This is a genomic window from Aeromicrobium sp. SP1 (assembly GCF_055663785.1).
The window spans coordinates 1,812,657-1,827,547 of record NZ_JBQVVK010000001.1; the positions used below are offsets into that span (position 1 = coordinate 1,812,657).

16 protein-coding genes are annotated in these 14,891 nt (G+C 72.1%); 8 read left to right on the forward strand and 8 right to left on the reverse strand.

Annotated features, from left to right (window positions below):
* The first annotated feature begins 60 nt into the window (after positions 1–60).
* The gene (locus tag ACT26F_RS08930; RefSeq protein ID WP_471670166.1) at positions 61–1,491 is read left to right on the forward strand and encodes an amidase; all 1,431 of its coding nucleotides are present in this window, start codon (positions 61–63) and stop codon (positions 1,489–1,491) included.
* Between the two features lie 3 nt (positions 1,492–1,494).
* On the opposite strand, the gene ACT26F_RS08935 is transcribed toward ACT26F_RS08930, so the two are convergent.
* Positions 1,495–2,460: a thiamine-phosphate kinase gene (locus ACT26F_RS08935; protein WP_471670167.1), complete on the reverse strand. Its 966-nt coding sequence runs from the start codon at positions 2,458–2,460 to the stop codon at positions 1,495–1,497.
* A gap of 71 nt (positions 2,461–2,531) precedes the next feature.
* Between ACT26F_RS08935 and ACT26F_RS08940 the strand changes: the two genes are divergently transcribed.
* Both ACT26F_RS08940 and ACT26F_RS08945 read left to right on the forward strand, forming a co-directional pair.
* A complete protein-coding gene (locus tag ACT26F_RS08940) occupies positions 2,532–2,768 on the forward strand; it encodes an Lrp/AsnC ligand binding domain-containing protein (RefSeq protein ID WP_471670168.1) in 237 nt (78 codons plus the stop codon).
* A gap of 131 nt (positions 2,769–2,899) precedes the next feature.
* Positions 2,900–3,769, forward strand: a complete 870-nt coding sequence (locus ACT26F_RS08945) for a DUF559 domain-containing protein (RefSeq protein WP_471670169.1) — start codon at positions 2,900–2,902, stop codon at positions 3,767–3,769.
* 51 nt (positions 3,770–3,820) lie between these two features.
* Here the strand turns inward: ACT26F_RS08945 and ACT26F_RS08950 are convergent, their stop codons facing one another.
* A complete protein-coding gene (locus ACT26F_RS08950) occupies positions 3,821–4,873 on the reverse strand; it encodes a D-alanine--D-alanine ligase family protein (protein ID WP_471670170.1) in 1,053 nt (350 codons plus the stop codon).
* Positions 4,874–4,908: 35 nt separating this feature from the next.
* Between ACT26F_RS08950 and ACT26F_RS08955 the strand changes: the two genes are divergently transcribed.
* On the forward strand, positions 4,909–5,943 hold the full coding sequence (locus ACT26F_RS08955; protein ID WP_471670171.1) for a trans-sulfuration enzyme family protein: 1,035 nt from the start codon (positions 4,909–4,911) through the stop codon (positions 5,941–5,943).
* Between the two features lie 6 nt (positions 5,944–5,949).
* Here ACT26F_RS08955 and ACT26F_RS08960 read toward each other — a convergent pair whose 3' ends face one another.
* The 4 genes from ACT26F_RS08960 to leuC are packed head-to-tail and all read right to left on the reverse strand — an operon-like array spanning position 5,950 to position 9,754.
* Positions 5,950–6,951 carry an NAD(P)H-dependent glycerol-3-phosphate dehydrogenase gene (locus ACT26F_RS08960; RefSeq protein ID WP_471670172.1) on the reverse strand — a complete coding sequence of 334 codons (1,002 nt, stop codon included), beginning with the start codon at positions 6,949–6,951 and terminating at the stop codon, positions 5,950–5,952.
* Position 6,952: 1 nt separating this feature from the next.
* The gene (locus ACT26F_RS08965; protein WP_471670173.1) at positions 6,953–7,687 is read right to left on the reverse strand and encodes a lysophospholipid acyltransferase family protein; all 735 of its coding nucleotides are present in this window, start codon (positions 7,685–7,687) and stop codon (positions 6,953–6,955) included.
* A 52-nt stretch (positions 7,688–7,739) separates the two neighbouring features.
* A complete protein-coding gene (leuD, locus tag ACT26F_RS08970) occupies positions 7,740–8,339 on the reverse strand; it encodes a 3-isopropylmalate dehydratase small subunit (RefSeq protein WP_471670174.1) in 600 nt (199 codons plus the stop codon).
* 2 nt (positions 8,340–8,341) lie between these two features.
* A complete protein-coding gene (gene leuC, locus ACT26F_RS08975) occupies positions 8,342–9,754 on the reverse strand; it encodes a 3-isopropylmalate dehydratase large subunit (RefSeq protein WP_471670175.1) in 1,413 nt (470 codons plus the stop codon).
* 58 nt (positions 9,755–9,812) lie between these two features.
* Between leuC and ACT26F_RS08980 the strand changes: the two genes are divergently transcribed.
* Both ACT26F_RS08980 and ACT26F_RS08985 read left to right on the forward strand, forming a co-directional pair.
* Positions 9,813–10,523 (forward strand): IclR family transcriptional regulator, encoded by a 711-nt coding sequence (locus ACT26F_RS08980; protein ID WP_471670176.1) that lies wholly within the window; start codon positions 9,813–9,815, stop codon positions 10,521–10,523.
* Positions 10,524–10,665: 142 nt separating this feature from the next.
* Positions 10,666–11,622 carry a winged helix-turn-helix transcriptional regulator gene (locus tag ACT26F_RS08985; protein WP_471670177.1) on the forward strand — a complete coding sequence of 319 codons (957 nt, stop codon included), beginning with the start codon at positions 10,666–10,668 and terminating at the stop codon, positions 11,620–11,622.
* 4 nt (positions 11,623–11,626) lie between these two features.
* Here the strand turns inward: ACT26F_RS08985 and ACT26F_RS08990 are convergent, their stop codons facing one another.
* Entirely contained in the window at positions 11,627–12,088 is a 462-nt protein-coding gene (locus ACT26F_RS08990) for a methylated-DNA--[protein]-cysteine S-methyltransferase (RefSeq protein WP_471670178.1), read from the reverse strand.
* The gene (locus ACT26F_RS08995; protein WP_471670179.1) at positions 12,085–13,506 is read right to left on the reverse strand and encodes an AlkA N-terminal domain-containing protein; all 1,422 of its coding nucleotides are present in this window, start codon (positions 13,504–13,506) and stop codon (positions 12,085–12,087) included. Before ACT26F_RS08995 ends, ACT26F_RS08990 begins: the two co-directional genes overlap by 4 nt.
* 76 nt (positions 13,507–13,582) lie before the next feature.
* On the opposite strand from ACT26F_RS08995, the gene ACT26F_RS09000 reads away from it, so the two are divergent.
* Positions 13,583–14,377: a hypothetical protein gene (locus ACT26F_RS09000; protein ID WP_471670180.1), complete on the forward strand. Its 795-nt coding sequence runs from the start codon at positions 13,583–13,585 to the stop codon at positions 14,375–14,377.
* Positions 14,374–14,856: an RDD family protein gene (locus tag ACT26F_RS09005; RefSeq protein ID WP_471670181.1), complete on the forward strand. Its 483-nt coding sequence runs from the start codon at positions 14,374–14,376 to the stop codon at positions 14,854–14,856. The genes ACT26F_RS09000 and ACT26F_RS09005 overlap by 4 nt, the downstream gene beginning before the upstream one ends.
* Positions 14,857–14,891: the final 35 nt, after the last annotated feature.

A 14,891-nucleotide genomic window follows, 5' to 3' on the forward strand; every position in this document is an offset into this window, starting at 1 on the left:
CCCTCGGGCCGCCGTCGTTTTTTCGTTCCCGGTGTCGGTGCGTCTGACTAGGGTGCATCCGTGAGCACTCGCACCCAGACCTCGGCCCGCGTCCATGCCTTCGGCGACGACGCCCTCGGCGACCACGACGCCGTGGGACTCGCCGCCCGGATCGCCGCGGGCGACGTCAGCGCCGCGGAGGCACTCGAGGCCGCGCTGGCCCGGCTCGACCGCGTCGAGCCGACGCTCCACGGCATCGCGCACGACGACCGCGACCGCGCCCGGACCCGCGCCGCCGGTGCCGACGTGCGTCACGGCGTGTTCGCGGGCGTGCCCGGTCTGATCAAGAACAACACCGACTTCGCCGGCCTGCCGACCCAGCAGGGCTCGGCCGCCGTGCCCCCGGTTCCCGCGGCGCGGCACGAGGAGTTCACGCTCCAGCTGCTCTCGACGGGCCTGAACATCGTGGGCGCCACGACGCTGCCGGCCTTCGGACTGACGGCGTCGACGGAGTTCGTCGACCGCGAGCCCACCCGCAACCCGTGGAACCCGGCGTACTCCGCGGGCGCCTCCTCCGGCGGATCGGCGGCTCTCGTGGCCGCCGGCGTCGTCCCGATCGCCCACGGCAACGACGGCGGTGGCTCGATCCGCATCCCGGCCGCCGCCTGTGGGCTCGTCGGGCTCAAGCCGACGCGCAACCGGACCGCGCCGGCCAAGGACATGAAGGACGCCCCCGTCGACATCGTCTCCAACGGCGTGCTGACCCGGTCGGTGCGCGACACCGCCACGTTCCTCGCCGCCGCCGAGCGGTACCGCCCCGTCCCCCGGCTGCCCAAGGTCGGCCTCGTGCAGGGCCCGGCCGACCGCCGGCTGCGCATCGGGCTCGTGACCGAGACGCTCAGCGGCACGCCCCTCGACGCCGACACGCACGCCGAGCTGCTGCGGGTCGCCGCACTGCTCGAGTCGCTCGGCCACACGCTCGTCCCGATGCCGATCCCGGTCGACGCGTCGTTCGAGCGCGACTTCGTCCAGTACTGGCGCATGCTCGCGTTCTCGCTGGAGTACGGCGGTCGGTTCATGCTGGACCGGGACTTCGACCGCTCGCGCATCGACCCGTTCACGCACGGCCTCTCCCGCGCGTTCGTCCGCAACTTCTGGCGCACGCCGGCCGCGATCGCCGCACTCCGGCGCAGTGGCCAGCGCTACGCCGCCGTGTTCACCGACCTCGACCTCGTGCTCAGTCCGACGCTGGGACACACGACCCCCGAACTGGGCTGGCTCGATCCCGGCGTCGAGTTCGAGGAGGCGTTCGAGCGGCTCAAGACGTACGTGGCGTACACGCCGCTCAACAACGGCGCGGGCGGTCCGGCGATCAGCCTTCCGCTGGGCCGTACGTCGCACGACCTGCCGCTCGGCCTGCACTTCTCGGCCGCCCACGGCGACGAGCGCACACTGCTGGAGCTGGCCTTCGAGCTCGAGGCGGCCTCGCCGTTCGTCCGGATCCAGGACTGACCGTCACGACCAGTGGCGGTGGCCGAGGTCTCCCTCGAACGGGGCGCCCGCGACCGTGACACCCTCGCCCGCGTTCACGACGCCGACCCGGGTCCAGCCCTCGGGCAGCGTGGTGCCGGCGGGGAACGTGGCAGCCAGCGCGTAGTCGTCGCCGCCGGCCAGCACGAAGGTCAGCGGGTCGACCCCGCCGAGGGCGCCGGCGACGGTCTGGACCGCCTCGAGCACCTCGAACGCCGTCGGATCGACGTCGATCGCGACACCACTGGCCCTCGCCACGTGGCCGAGGTCGGCGAGCAGTCCGTCGCTCACGTCGACCATCGCGGTGGCACCGGCTGCGGCGGCGGCCGGACCGGCGGCGTACGGCGGCTGCGGGGCGCGGTGGGCGTCGACGGCCGCCTTGGGCGACCGGAACCCGCGGCTCAGTGCGCCGTAGCCCGCCGAGGCCAGCCCCAGCGTGCCCGCGCACGCGACCTGGTCGCCGACCTGCGCGCCGGAGCGGGTGACGGGCCGCTCGGTGTCGCCGAGAGCCGTGATCGAGATGATCACCTGGTCGGCCGAGGACATGTCGCCGCCGACGATGTGCGCGCCGACCTTGGCGCACTCCTCCTCCATGCCCGCGACCAGGTCGGTGACCCAGCGCACCGGCAGGTCGCCCGGCGCCGCGAACGCCACGAGGAGCGCCGTGGCGACGCCGCCCATCGCGTTGATGTCCGAGAGGTTGGCCGCGACCGCCTTGCGGCCGATGTCGGAGGCCGTCGACCAGTCCCGGCGGAAGTGCCGACCCTCGACGAGGATGTCGGTCGCGGTCACGTAGGTGCCGTCGGCCGTCGCGATGTGGGCGGCGTCGTCGCCGGGCCCGATCAGCACGTAGTCGCTCGTGCCCAGTCGCGACTGCACCAGTTCGATCAGGCCGAACTCGCCCAGGTCCGCAATCGTCTGTCCCGTCGCCTGTTCAGTCACGCCGCCCATTCTCGCAGCCGGACGCGGCGACGCCCGCAGACTGCGGTAGCGTGTCACCGCCGGACGAAAGGACTCCCCCGATGGCCGTTCACGCCTACATCCTCGTGCAGACCGAGGTCGGCAAGGCCGCCGACGTCGCGACCGCGATCGCTGCGATCGACGGGGTCGAGCTGTCGGAGGACGTCACCGGTCCCTACGACGTCATCGTGCGCGCGGAGGGCCCGTCGGTCGACGAGCTCGGCTCCCTCGTCGTCTCGCAGATCCAGAAGGTCCCCGGCATCACGCGCACGCTGACCTGCCCCGTCGTGCGCATCTGAACCTCCGCGCCTTCCCGAGATTTGCTCCAAAACTCACCTCTTGCGGCCCTCAGGGCGCAAGTAATGGAGCAAATCTCGTCGGGGTGTGGACAGCGGCTCGGTGACGCCGTGGCGACGGCAGGCTGTCGCACATGCCGTTGCCGCCACAGTTCGAGGACCGGGTCTTCTCGCGTCAGGAGGCGCTGAGCGCCGGAATGACCGACCGGGTCCTGCGTGGCCCGCGCTGCGTGTGCCTCGTGCCGGGCTGGTACCGCTACGCCCATGCCGAGCCGGCCGACCTGCTGTTGGCCCAGGCGGCCGTGCGCTGGCTGGGACCCGGCAGCGGGATCAGCCACGTCAGCAACCTGGCCCGGCGTGGCCTCGACCTTCGTCCGCGTGAACCGCTGCACGTCGCGACCCGGCGTCGCGTCGACCGCACCGTGGGCGGACTCGCCGTCCACCGGTTCCTGGGGCCCTTGTGGCTCGAGGAGATCGACGGCGTGCCGATGGTCGGCCCGGCGCGGACGTTCGTCGACTGCGCCACGATGCTGTCGCGTGACGAGCTGGTCGTCGTCGGGGACTGGATGGTCGATCGAGGACTGACGACCCTGCCGGACCTCACGGCGTTCGTCGAGGCCGTGCACTTCGACGGGGTCCAGCGGGCGCGGCGGGCCGTCGAGTCGGTGCGCGAGGGCGTGCAGTCGCCCCAGGAGACGCGCGTGCGACTGGTGCTCGTGGCCGGCGGTCTGCCCGAGCCCGAGGTGAACACCGACATCCGCGACGCTCTCGGACAGTTCCTCGCGCGCGGAGACCTCGTCTACCGCGATCGGCGCGTGGTCGTCGAGTACGACGGCTGGCACCACGAGCGAGACGCCCGCCAGCGCCAGCACGACCTACGGCGACGCGAGCGCCTGGAGGAGGACGGCTGGCGGGTCATCGTCGTCACCGCCCGCGACCTCCGCACTCCGAGCCTCATCGTCAATCGGGTGCGTCAGGCGCTGCTGCACTCGAGATTTGCTTGATAACTCACCCCGTCCGAGCCATCGGAGGTGAGTTTTGGAGCAAATCTCGGGCTAGCGCAGACCCGTCGGGCGGTTGAGGGCGAGCTGAATGAGGCGTTCGACGAGGTCGGCGTAGGAGACCCCGCTGGCCTGCCAGAGCTTCGGGAACATCGAGAACGGCGTGAAGCCGGGCATCGTGTTGATCTCGTTGATGACGAGACCACCGCCGACGCTGTCGGTGAGGAAGAAGTCCACGCGGGCCAGGCCCTCGGCCCCGATCGCGTCGAAGGCCTGCAGCGCGTACTCGCGGATCCGCTGGCGCACCGACTCGGGCAGGTCGGCCGGGACGAGGTTCGTGCTGGTGCCGTCGAGGTACTTCGCCTCGAAGTCGTAGTACTCGTGGTCGGCCTCGGCCGCGACGACGATTTCGCCGACCTCACTCGCCACGGGCATCCCGCGCTCGTCCTGGATGACGGCGCACTCGACCTCGCGCTTGCCGTGCGCGGCCGCCTCGACGATCACCTTGGGGTCGAACGCGCGGGCGGCGACCACGGCCTCCTCCAGCAGGTCCCACGAATGGACCGGCGTGACGCCCGAGCTCGAGCCAGCGCGTGCGGGCTTGACGAACACGGGCAGGCCGAGCGCGTGGATGCGCGCCTCGACCCGCTCACGCTTGGCCTCCCACTCCCACGGCTGGATCGTCACATAGGGCAGCTGCGGCAGTCCGGCGGCAGAGAACACGGTCTTGGTGAACGGCTTGTCCATGCCGACGGCGCTCGCGAGCACGCCGGCGCCGACGTAGCGGACGCCGGCCATCTCGAACAGGCCCTGGACCGTGCCGTCCTCACCCCACGGGCCGTGCAGCAGCGGGAAGACGGCGTCGAACTCGCGGAGCCGGTCCCACGGGAAGGGCGGCAGTCCGTCGCGGACGTGCGGCAGGGTGCCGTCCTCGAGGTCGGACCAGTCGCCCGTCTCCTGGACCCAGCGCCCGTCGGGCGTGATCCCGATCGCGGTCACGTCATGGCGTTCGCGGTCGACGACGGCCAGCACCTCGCGTGCCGTGAGGCAGGAGACGCCGTGCTCGCTGGACTGGCCCCCGAAGACGACGGCGAGAGAGGTGCGCATCGGGGCCGAGCCTACCGGTCGGCGACACTGGAACCATGCACCCCGAGACCGTGACCGTCACCTCAGGTCGTCCGCCGAAGGCGCCCGGCGAGCCCCTCAACGCCCCGATCACCCTGGCCAGCGCATTCATCGCCGGCGGGGACCACGAGTACGGCCGCCACGGCAACCCCGCGTTCGAGCCCCTCGAGGCGACGATCGGCGCGCTCGAGGGCGGCACCGCCCTGGCGTTCGCGTCGGGCATCGCCGCCGCCGCGGCCGTCGTGGACCTCGCACCGGCCGGTTCGACGGTCGTGCTGCCCCGGCACGGGTACAACGGCACGACCGACCTCGTGCGCAGCGGCGCCTGGGACGTGCGGCTCATCGATCCGTCCGACACGGCCGGCTCGATCGCGGCGTTCGAGGGAGCAGCCCTCGTGTGGCTGGAGTCGCCGACCAACCCGGCGATGGAGGTCGGCGACCTGTCGGTGCTCGTTCCGGCGGCCAAGGCGGCGGGCGCGATCGTCGCGGTCGACAACACCTTCCGTACGCCGTTGCGCGAGCGACCGCTGGAGTACGGCGCCGACGTCGTGGTGCACTCGGCCTCGAAGCTGCTCGCCGGGCACAGCGACCTCGTCCTGGGCGCCACGGTGACGCGCGACGAGGCCATCCAGTCGGCCCTGTCCGCGCACCGCGGTCAGCGCGGCGCGATCCCCGGTGCCCTGGAGTGCTTCCTGGCCACCCGTGGCATCCGCACGCTCGCCGTGCGGCTCGACCGCGCCGAGGCGAACGCCCGGGAGATCGCGAGCCGGCTCGCGGCGCACGCGGCCGTCGACGAGGTCCGCTACCCCGGCTTCGGCACGATCGTGTGCTTCGTGATCGCCGACGGCGACGCGGCCCAGCGCGCCACGGAGTCGAGCCAACTGGTGATCCACGCGACGAGTCTCGGCGGAGTCGAGTCGACGTGGGAGCGCCGTCGCCGCCACGCCGCCGAGCCCGACACGATCCCGGCGGGACTGGTCCGGCTCAGCGTCGGCATCGAGGCTGTCGAGGACCTCTGGGCCGACATCGACCACGCCCTGGGCGCGCGCTGAGCGGCGTCAGCGGACCTCGGGCTTCGTCGCGCGGCCGAGCAGGGCGTTGACCAGCTCGGCGGGGGTCATGGCACCGTCGACGAGCGCGCGGACGTGGTCGACGATCGGCATGTCGACGCCGTGCATGTGGGCCAGCTCGGCCACCGACGTGCAGGACTTGACGCCCTCGGCGACCTGACGGGTCTCGGCGCTGATCTGCTCGACCGTCATGCCGCGGCCGAGCTTCTCGCCGAACGTCCGGTTGCGCGACAGCGGCGACGAGCACGTCGCGACGAGGTCGCCCAGTCCGGCCAGCCCCATGAAGGTCATCGGGTCGGCGCCCATCGCCACGCCGAGTCGCGCGGTCTCGGCCAGGCCGCGGGTGATGACCGAGGCCTTCGTGTTGTCGCCGTAGCCGAGGCCGTCGCACACGCCGACCGCCAGTCCGATGATGTTCTTGACCGTGCCGCCGAGCTCGCAGCCGATGACGTCGGTGTTCGTGTAGGGCCGGAACGCCTGTGTGTGGCACAGCTTCTGCAGCTGCAGGACCGTGGCCTCGTCCTCGCACGCGACGACGCTGGCGGCGGGCTCGCGGCGGGCGATCTCCTTGGCCAGGTTCGGGCCGCTGATGACGGCGATGCGCTCGGGACCGGCGCCGGTCAGCTCGGCGATGACCTCGCTCATCCGCTTGTGCGAACCGAGCTCGACGCCCTTCATGAGGCTGATCATGACGGCGGACGACCCGATGTGGGCGCCCCACGACTGCAGGTTCGGCCGCAGCGTCTGCGACGGCACCGCGAGGATCACGAGGTCGGCGTCGCCGAGGGCCTCACCGGGATCGACGGTCGCGCGCACGGCGTCGGGCAGCTCGATGCCCGGCAGGTACTCGGTGTTCTCGTGGCGCTCGTTGACGTTCGCGCACGTCTGCTCGCGCCGTCCCCACAGGCGGACGTCGTGGCCCGCGTCGGCCAGCACGATCGAGAAGGCCGTCCCCCAGGACCCGGCCCCCATGACTGCAGCAGTGACCACGTCAGCTCTCCTCGTATCGGGTGTTGGGCTTCTTGAGCGTGCGCACGTCGACGCGCGGCCCCGTGGGCAGCTCGCCGCGCAATTGCGCCTGCAACGCGGTGAGGGCGTCCATGAGCCGGTCGGTGGCCGCGTGGAACTGCGCCTCGGTGGGCTTGTCGCCCAGCTCCGACAGGTCGAGCGGAGGACCCACGAGCACCTGCATCGTCTTGCGCGGGAACAGCTTGAACTCGCGGCGGTAGGGCCACATGATCGCCTGCGGACCCCACTGCGCGACGGGCACGAGCGGCGCGCCGGTCTCGTACGCCGTGCGGACGGCGCCGGTGCGACCGGTCATCGGCCAGCCGTCGGGGTCGCGGGTCATCGTGCCCTCGGGGTAGATCGAGACGATGCCGCCGTCGCGCACCGCCTCGATCGCGGCCTTGAGCGAGTCGGCCGCGCCCGCCGTGCCCCGGTAGACGGGGATCTGGCGGACCCGGCGCAGCAACGAGCCGACGACGGGGACCCGGAACAACGGGTCCTTGACCAGGAACCGCGGCGGGATGTCGTGGTCGACCATCCAGTGCCCGATCATGAACGGGTCGACGTACGACAGATGGTTCGGCGCGAGCACGTACCCCCCGGAGGAGGGCAGGTTCTCGGCACCGCGCCAGTCCCGCTTCGTGACGACCATGAAGATCGGACGCAGCACCCAGACCACCACCCGCAGAACGGGGGGCAGGGGTCGCGTGCGGGTCATGGCACGACCCTAGTACCGGGCGGCCCGACGCGGGTCGAGCCGCGCGGCAGGGTCAGAGCGTGGCCGGCTTGAACGCCGGGCGCTTCGCCTCGTACGCGGCGATGTCGTCCTCGTGGCCCAGCGTGATGCCGATGTCGTCGAGGCCCTCGAGCAGCCGCCAGCGCGTGTAGTCGTCGATCGTGAACGAGTCCTCGATCCGGTCGACGCCCTCACCGGCGCTGACCGTGCGCGACTCGAGATCGACCGAGATCTCGGCGCCCGGGTTGGCCTCGAGGTACGCCCACAGCGCGGCGACGACCTTCTCGTCGACCTGCGCGGCGAGCAGGCCGGCCTTGCCGGAGTTGCCGCGGAAGATGTCGCCGAAGCGCGGGCTGATGATGACCTTGAAGCCGTAGTTCTGCAGGGCCCACACGGCGTGCTCGCGCGAGGAACCGGTGCCGAAGTCGGGACCGGCCACGAGCACCGTCGCGGCCTTGTACGCGTCCTGGTTCAGGACGAACTCCGGATCGCTGCGCCACGCGGCGAAGAGGCCGTCCTCGAAGCCCGTGCGGGTCACGCGCTTGAGGTAGACCGCGGGGATGATCTGGTCGGTGTCGACGTTGCTGCGGCGCAGCGGGGCGCCGACGCCGGTGTGCGAGGTGAACTTCTCCATGATCAGACTCCCGAGGTCTCGATGTCGGCGGGCGAGGCCAGATGGCCGAGCACCGCGGTGGCGACGGCGACGTCCGGCGACACCAGGTGGGTGCGGCCGCCCTTGCCCTGGCGGCCCTCGAAGTTGCGGTTCGAGGTCGAGGCGCTGCGCTCCCCCGGAGCGAGCTGGTCGGGGTTCATGCCCAGGCACATCGAGCAGCCCGCGCCACGCCATTCCGCGCCGGCCTCCTTGAAGACGACGTCGAGGCCCTCCTCCTGGGCCTGCAGGCGCACGCGCACCGAGCCCGGGACGACGAGCATGCGGGTGCCGTCGGCGACCTGCTTGCCCTTGATCAGCTCGGCGGCACGGCGCAGGTCGCTGATGCGGCCGTTCGTGCACGAGCCGACGAACACCGTGTCGACCTTGATGTCGCGCATCGGGGTGCCGGCCTCGAGGCCCATGTACGTCAGGGCGTTCGCGGCGGCGACCCGCTCGGACTCGTCCTCGAAGTCGTCCGGGTTCGGAACGTTCCCGGACAGCGCGACGCCCTGACCCGGGTTGGTGCCCCACGTGACCCACGGCGTGACGGCGGACGCATCGATCGTGATGACCTTGTCGAACGTCGCGTCCTCGTCGGTGGCCAGGCTCGTCCAGTACTCGACGGCGGCGTCCCAGTCGGCGCCCTTCGGCGCGTTCGGGCGACCCTCGAGGTAGTCGAACGTGGCCTGGTCCGGCGCGATGAGGCCCGCCTTGGCACCCCACTCGATGCTCATGTTGCAGACCGTCATGCGCTCCTCCATCGTGAGCGCCCGGATCGCGTCGCCGCGGTACTCGACGATGTAGCCCTGGCCGCCGCCGGTGGTCTCCTGCGTGATGAGCGCGAGGATCAGGTCCTTGGCGGAGGTGCCGGCGGGCAGGTCGCCGACGACGTCGACGGCCATCATCTTGGGCTTGGCCTGCGACAGCGACTGGGTCGCGAGCACGTGCTCGACCTCGCTCGTGCCGATGCCGAAGGCGATCGAGCCGAAGGCGCCGTGCGTCGACGTGTGCGAGTCGCCGCACACGATCGTCATGCCCGGCTGGGTCAGGCCCAGCTGCGGGCCGACGACGTGGACGATGCCCTGCTCGACGTCGCCCATCGGGTGCAGGCGCACGCCGAACTCCTCGGCGTTGCGGCGCAGCGTCTCGACCTGCGTGCGCGACACGGGGTCGGCGATCGGCTTGTCGAGGTCGGTCGTCGGGATGTTGTGGTCCTCGGTCGCGAGGGTGAGATCGGGGCGGCGCACGGTGCGGCCGGAGAGGCGCAGTCCGTCGAAGGCCTGGGGACTCGTGACCTCGTGAATGAGGTGGAGGTCGATGAACAGCAGGTCCGGTTCTCCCGGCGCGGAGCGGACGACGTGGTCGTCCCAGATCTTCTCGGCGAGCGTCTTGCCCATTTCTCTCATCTCACTTCAGGGGGTTGCGTCTCACAATGCGATACGGCAGTATCAAGACATGGACAACTCTAGCGGAGTCGGCGTTCTTGACAAAGCCGCCCTCGTGCTCGCGGCACTGGAGCCCGGACCCGCGACGCTGGCCGGCCTGGTCACCGCGACGGGACTGGCCCGGCCGACGGCGCACCGGCTCGCGGTCGCCTTGGAGCATCATCGGCTCGTCGCCCGCGACATGCAAGGCCGCTTCATCCTCGGGCCGCGACTTTCCGAGCTCGCGGCCGCCGCCGGCGAGGACCGGCTGCTCGCCGCCGCCGGTCCCGTCCTGGCCCGCCTGCGCGACATCACGGGCGAGTCCGCCCAGCTCTTCCGCCGTCAGGGCGACCATCGCGTGTGCGTCGCCGCGGCCGACCGGCCCACCGGTCTGCGCGACTCGATCCCGGTCGGCAGCCAGCTGACGATGGCCGGCGGCTCGGCCGCCCAGGTGCTGCTCGCGTGGGAGGACCCCGAGCGCATGAACAAGGGCCTCATGAAGGCCAACTTCTCCGCCGCCGAGCTGTCCGCGGTCCGCAAGCGCGGCTGGGCCCAGAGCGTCGGCGAGCGCGAGCCGGGCGTCGGCTCGGTCTCGGCCCCGGTCCGCTCCCCCAGCGGCAAGGTCGTGGCGGCGGTGTCGGTCTCGGGCCCGCTCGAGCGGCTCACCCGCCAGCCCGGCCGCATGCACGCGCCGGCGGTCGTCGCCGCCGCCGAGCGGTTGAGCCAGAACCTGCGTCGCTGAGTCAGCGCGGCTCGACGAGCAGGATCTGCGCCACCCTGTCGTCCTCGCCGGCGGACGGTCGCACCGGCACGGTGCTGCACCAACGGAGTGACTCAATGGCGACGTCCCGGACGCCGACGCGCCGCGGACATAGGATTCCCGCGTGACGGCGATCCGCGGACTCGAGCGCTCCGACCTCGACCACCGGCCCCAGCCGCCGAACGCGCTGTCGCGCGGGTTCAGCATCCTCGGTGACGAGTGGACGCTCTTCCTGCTCCGCTTCGCCCTGCTCGGCCGCACCCGGTACTCCGACTTCGCCGCGCAGATGCCGATCTCGCACGCGGTCCTCAGCGGCCGGCTCGACCTGCTCGTGCGCGAGCAGCTCATGACCCGGCGCGAGTACCAGCAGCGCCCGCCACGTGCCGAGTACGTGCTCACCGACGCGGGCCGCGCGACGTGGCCGATCCTCGTGGCGATCTGGGGCTGGGAGCTGCGGTGGGTCCAGGAGCACTCGTACGTCACTCCCCCGCTGCGCCACCTCACGTGCGGCCGGGACATCACGGCCGTCCTCACGTGCGCGTCCTGCGGCCAGCCCGCCCGCGCGAGCGACCTCGAGACGCAGTGGGGCCCCTCGGGCGGCTGGCGGCGCTCCGTGCCCGAGGCGACCACCCGGCGGCGCTCGTCGACACGCGGCGCCTCGATCGAGCACTCCTTCTACCCCGACACGATGGCGATCTTCGGCAACCGCTGGTCGTCGGCCCTGATGGGCGCGGCCCTGCTCGGCGTCCGTCGCTTCTCCGACTTCGAGCTCGCGCTCGGCTCGCCGCCCAGCCTGCTCTCGGGCCGGCTCTCGACCCTGTGCGAGCACGGCATCCTGCGCCAGGCCGGCACCGCCGCGCGACGCGACCACGTGGAGTACCGGCTGACCGAGAAGGGCATGGACTTCTTCCCGGTCATCTCGACCACGATCGACTGGGCCGAGCGGTGGTTCGGCGCCGGCGAGGGCCCGGCGCTGGTCTCGACCCACACGACGTGCGGGGCGGAGTTCCACGGCCGGCTCGCGTGCAGCCACTGCCACGTCGAGCTCGCCGCCGCCGATCTCGACCTGGGCGACCAGTAGTCGCTCAGAACAGGCCCGGCCGCTCCAGGTCGAGCAGCGTCTGCTTGCGACCGAGGCCGCCGGCGTAGCCCGTGAGCTTGCCGTCGGAGCCGATGACCCGATGGCACGGGACGACGATCGGCAGCGGATTGGCGCCGTTGGCGGCACCGACCGCGCGGGAGATGACCGGCGCGTACCCGAGATCGGTGGCGATCTGGCCGTACGACGTGGTCTCGCCGTACGGGATCGTGCGCAGGTACGACCACACCTTCCGCTGGAACTCGGTGCCGTCGGCGGCCAGCGGCAGGTCGAAGTCGCGGCGCTCGCCGGCGAAGTACTCGGTCAACTGCTGCTGCGCACGATCGAGCAGCGGGTCGGCGACCGGCGTGCCCGCCGGGCTCGCGTCGAAGTCGATCCGGGTCAGCAGCCCGGCGTCGACGTGCAGTCGCAGACCGCCGATCGGCGAGTCCATCCAACGTGTCTTCATGCCACCCTCCACAGGTGCAGTGAGGCGTACGACCGCCACGGCCGCCACGCGTCGGTCCTCGTCCGGTCGAGGCCCTCGCGCTCGAGGACCCGGCGCAGCACGAGGTCGGTGTCCAGCAGGACGTCGGGGTCGCTCAGCGCCCTCATCCTGACGTAGTCGGCCGTCCACGGCCCGATGCCGCGGATCGCGAGCAGCCGCTCGCGGGCCTGCTCACGGTCCGTGCCGGAGTCGAGGTCGAGGTCGCCGGCCGCCATCGACCGGGCCACCTCCAGGATCGCGGCGGCGCGACCGCGCGGCATCGCGAACTCCTCGGGAGCCGCCGCGGCGAGGTCGTCCGGCGTCGCGAACGCCCGCGTCAGCCCCCAGCGGGCCGCCAGGTCGAGATCGACCTCGCGCCCGTGGGCCGCGGCGATCCGGCCCAGGATCGTGCGGGCCCCGGCGACCGAGACCTGCTGCCCGACGATCGCGCGCACGGCGACCTCGAAGCCGTCGACCTGTCCCGGCAACCGGATGCCCGGGGTCGCCGCGACGAGTGGGGCGAGGATCGGATCGGCCGACAGCGCCGCATCGATCGCGACGGGATCGGCATCGAGGTCGAGCAGTCGCCGGCAGCGGTGGACCGCCGGACCCAGGTCGCGCAGATCGGTCAGCTCGAGTCGCGCGACGACCCGGTCGTGCCCCAGCTCGAGCTCGACCGCGCCCATCCCGTGCGGCAGGGACAGGACGCGCGCGTACGTATTGCCCTCGATCGCCTCGACCCCCTCGATGAGCCGCGGGGAGAACCACGCGAGCAGACCGTCAGCGTCGAACGGTGGCCGCACGGCGAGGTTCAGCTCGATGCGGCCCGAGCCGGGACGACCACCGCGCCGTTCGCGGAGTGCGCGCGGGGTGAGGTCGAACGCCTCGCGGATCGAGTCGTTGAACTGGCGCACCGAGCCGTAGCCCGCGGCGAAGGCGACGTCCGCGACCGGCATCGCCGTCGTCTCGAGCAGGATCCGTGCCGTGCGGGCGCGATTGCTGCGCGCGATCGACTGCGGACCGGCACCGAGCTCGTCGGTGACGAGGCGATTCACGTGGCGCTCGCTGTAGCCGAGCCGGCACGCGAGGCCGCCGACGCCCTCGCGCTCGACGACCCCGTCGCCGATCAGCCGGACTGCCCGGGCGACGACGTCGGCGCGCACGTTCCACTCCGGCGATCCGGGCGTCGTGTCGGGCCGGCACCGGCGGCAGGCGCGGAAGCCCGCGCGCTCGGCGGCGGCGGCGGACGGGAAGAAGGCGACGTTGACCCGCTTCGGCGTGACGGCCGGGCACGAGGGCCGGCAGTAGATGCCGGTCGTGCGCACGGCCGTGTAGAACACCCCGTCGAACCGCGCGTCCTTGGCACGCACGGCGCCGTAGCGGTCGTCGTCGGTGGTCATGTCTCCATGATGTCTCGCGGGTACGACTTCTTCTGGCGGGCATCGGACAGGCACCTTCGTGGTGCATCCTGAAGGCGTGCCCTCCGAAGAGCTCCCCGCGCACACCGCGACGCGGATCGCCGACACCGTCGTCGGCGCCTCGATCACGGTCGGCCCGCACGTGCTGCGGATCGTCCAGATCGCGGCCGTGCCGGTCTACCTCGGTTGGCGACTCGTGCGCCGCCCGCCGTTCGTCCCGGAGCGCCTCACGCCCGCGGCCGCCCTCGAGCGCTGGGAGCGCGCCGGACGGCTCCGGCGCGAGAGTGCCACCGACCGGCTCCTGGACGCCTCGGTCGAGACGCTGGACGCGATGGTGCCGCTCGTCTCGGGGATCGTCGTCGACCGGCTCGACGTGCCCGACCTGGCCGGACGGGCCCTGAGCCCCGCGGCGATCGACGCGCTCGTCGCCTCCCTGGCCGCACCGGCCCTCGACGCGGTCTTCGCGCACGTCGATCCGGTCGCGCTCGTCGAGGAGCGGATCGACCCCGTCGTGCTGGAGAAGCTCGTCGCCCTGCTCGTGCCGACGGTCGTCGACGCGGCGCTCGCCCAGCTGGACCTGACGACGATCGTCCGCGAGCACGTCGAGCTCGTCACGATCGCGAACGAGGTCGTCGACCAGATCGACCTCGTGGCGATCACGAACGGGGTCGTCGCACGCATCGACCTCGCCGGGATCGCCAACGACGTCATCGACGAGATCGACCTGCCCGGCATCATCCGCGAGTCCACGTCGGGCGTCGCGACCGACGTCGTGCACGGCACCCGGGCGTCGGCGGCCTCGGCCGACGAGGCGATCGCGCGGTTCTTCGGACGTCGTCGGGAGCAGCCGTGAGCAGCCGGGCCGAGCACACCGTCGCCGAGCTCCAGGGCAGGCCGGCCGGCGTCGTCACGCGAACCCTCGCCGGCGCGGTCGACTACGCCGTCGTCTGGACGTTCGTCGGCGCCGCCTACCTCGGGATCGCGGTACTGGGCTTCCTGTGGGACCCGCGCAGCTTCGCGTGGCCCGAGTTCCCGTTCGGCTGGGTGATGGTCGCGGGGCTGCTGCTCATGCTGCTGTACCTCTGGGCGGCCTGGGCGACCCGCGGCAAGACGATCGGCGGTGTGCTGCTCGGCACCCGGGTCGTCTCGCTCGACGGCGACCGGCTCGACCCCGTGCGCGCGCTGCTGCGCGCCGTGTTCGTGACGCTCTTCCCGATCGGGATGTTCACGTGCGCGATCACCCGTGGTTCCCGGTCGATCCACGACATCCCGCTCGGCACGAAGGTCGTCTACCACTACCGTCCGGGAGAGATCGGCGCCGACGAGGCGTGAGCCGATCGGGGCGCGAGACCGACAGGTGGTCACCG

What these genes read in the sequence shown, in the direction of transcription:
- ACT26F_RS08935 (WP_471670167.1), bottom strand. Translation starts at nt 2,460, where the DNA reads ATGGGCGGCGTGACTGAACAGGCGACGGGACAGACGATTGCGGACCTG.
- ACT26F_RS08940 (WP_471670168.1), top strand. Translation starts at nt 2,532, where the DNA reads ATGGCCGTTCACGCCTACATCCTCGTGCAGACCGAGGTCGGCAAGGCC.
- ACT26F_RS08945 (WP_471670169.1), top strand. Translation starts at nt 2,900, where the DNA reads ATGCCGTTGCCGCCACAGTTCGAGGACCGGGTCTTCTCGCGTCAGGAG.
- ACT26F_RS08950 (WP_471670170.1), bottom strand. Translation starts at nt 4,873, where the DNA reads ATGCGCACCTCTCTCGCCGTCGTCTTCGGGGGCCAGTCCAGCGAGCAC.
- ACT26F_RS08955 (WP_471670171.1), top strand. Translation starts at nt 4,909, where the DNA reads ATGCACCCCGAGACCGTGACCGTCACCTCAGGTCGTCCGCCGAAGGCG.
- ACT26F_RS08965 (WP_471670173.1), bottom strand. Translation starts at nt 7,687, where the DNA reads ATGACCCGCACGCGACCCCTGCCCCCCGTTCTGCGGGTGGTGGTCTGG.
- leuD (WP_471670174.1), bottom strand. Translation starts at nt 8,339, where the DNA reads ATGGAGAAGTTCACCTCGCACACCGGCGTCGGCGCCCCGCTGCGCCGC.
- leuC (WP_471670175.1), bottom strand. Translation starts at nt 9,754, where the DNA reads ATGGGCAAGACGCTCGCCGAGAAGATCTGGGACGACCACGTCGTCCGC.
- ACT26F_RS08980 (WP_471670176.1), top strand. Translation starts at nt 9,813, where the DNA reads ATGGACAACTCTAGCGGAGTCGGCGTTCTTGACAAAGCCGCCCTCGTG.
- ACT26F_RS08990 (WP_471670178.1), bottom strand. Translation starts at nt 12,088, where the DNA reads ATGAAGACACGTTGGATGGACTCGCCGATCGGCGGTCTGCGACTGCAC.
- ACT26F_RS08995 (WP_471670179.1), bottom strand. Translation starts at nt 13,506, where the DNA reads ATGACCACCGACGACGACCGCTACGGCGCCGTGCGTGCCAAGGACGCG.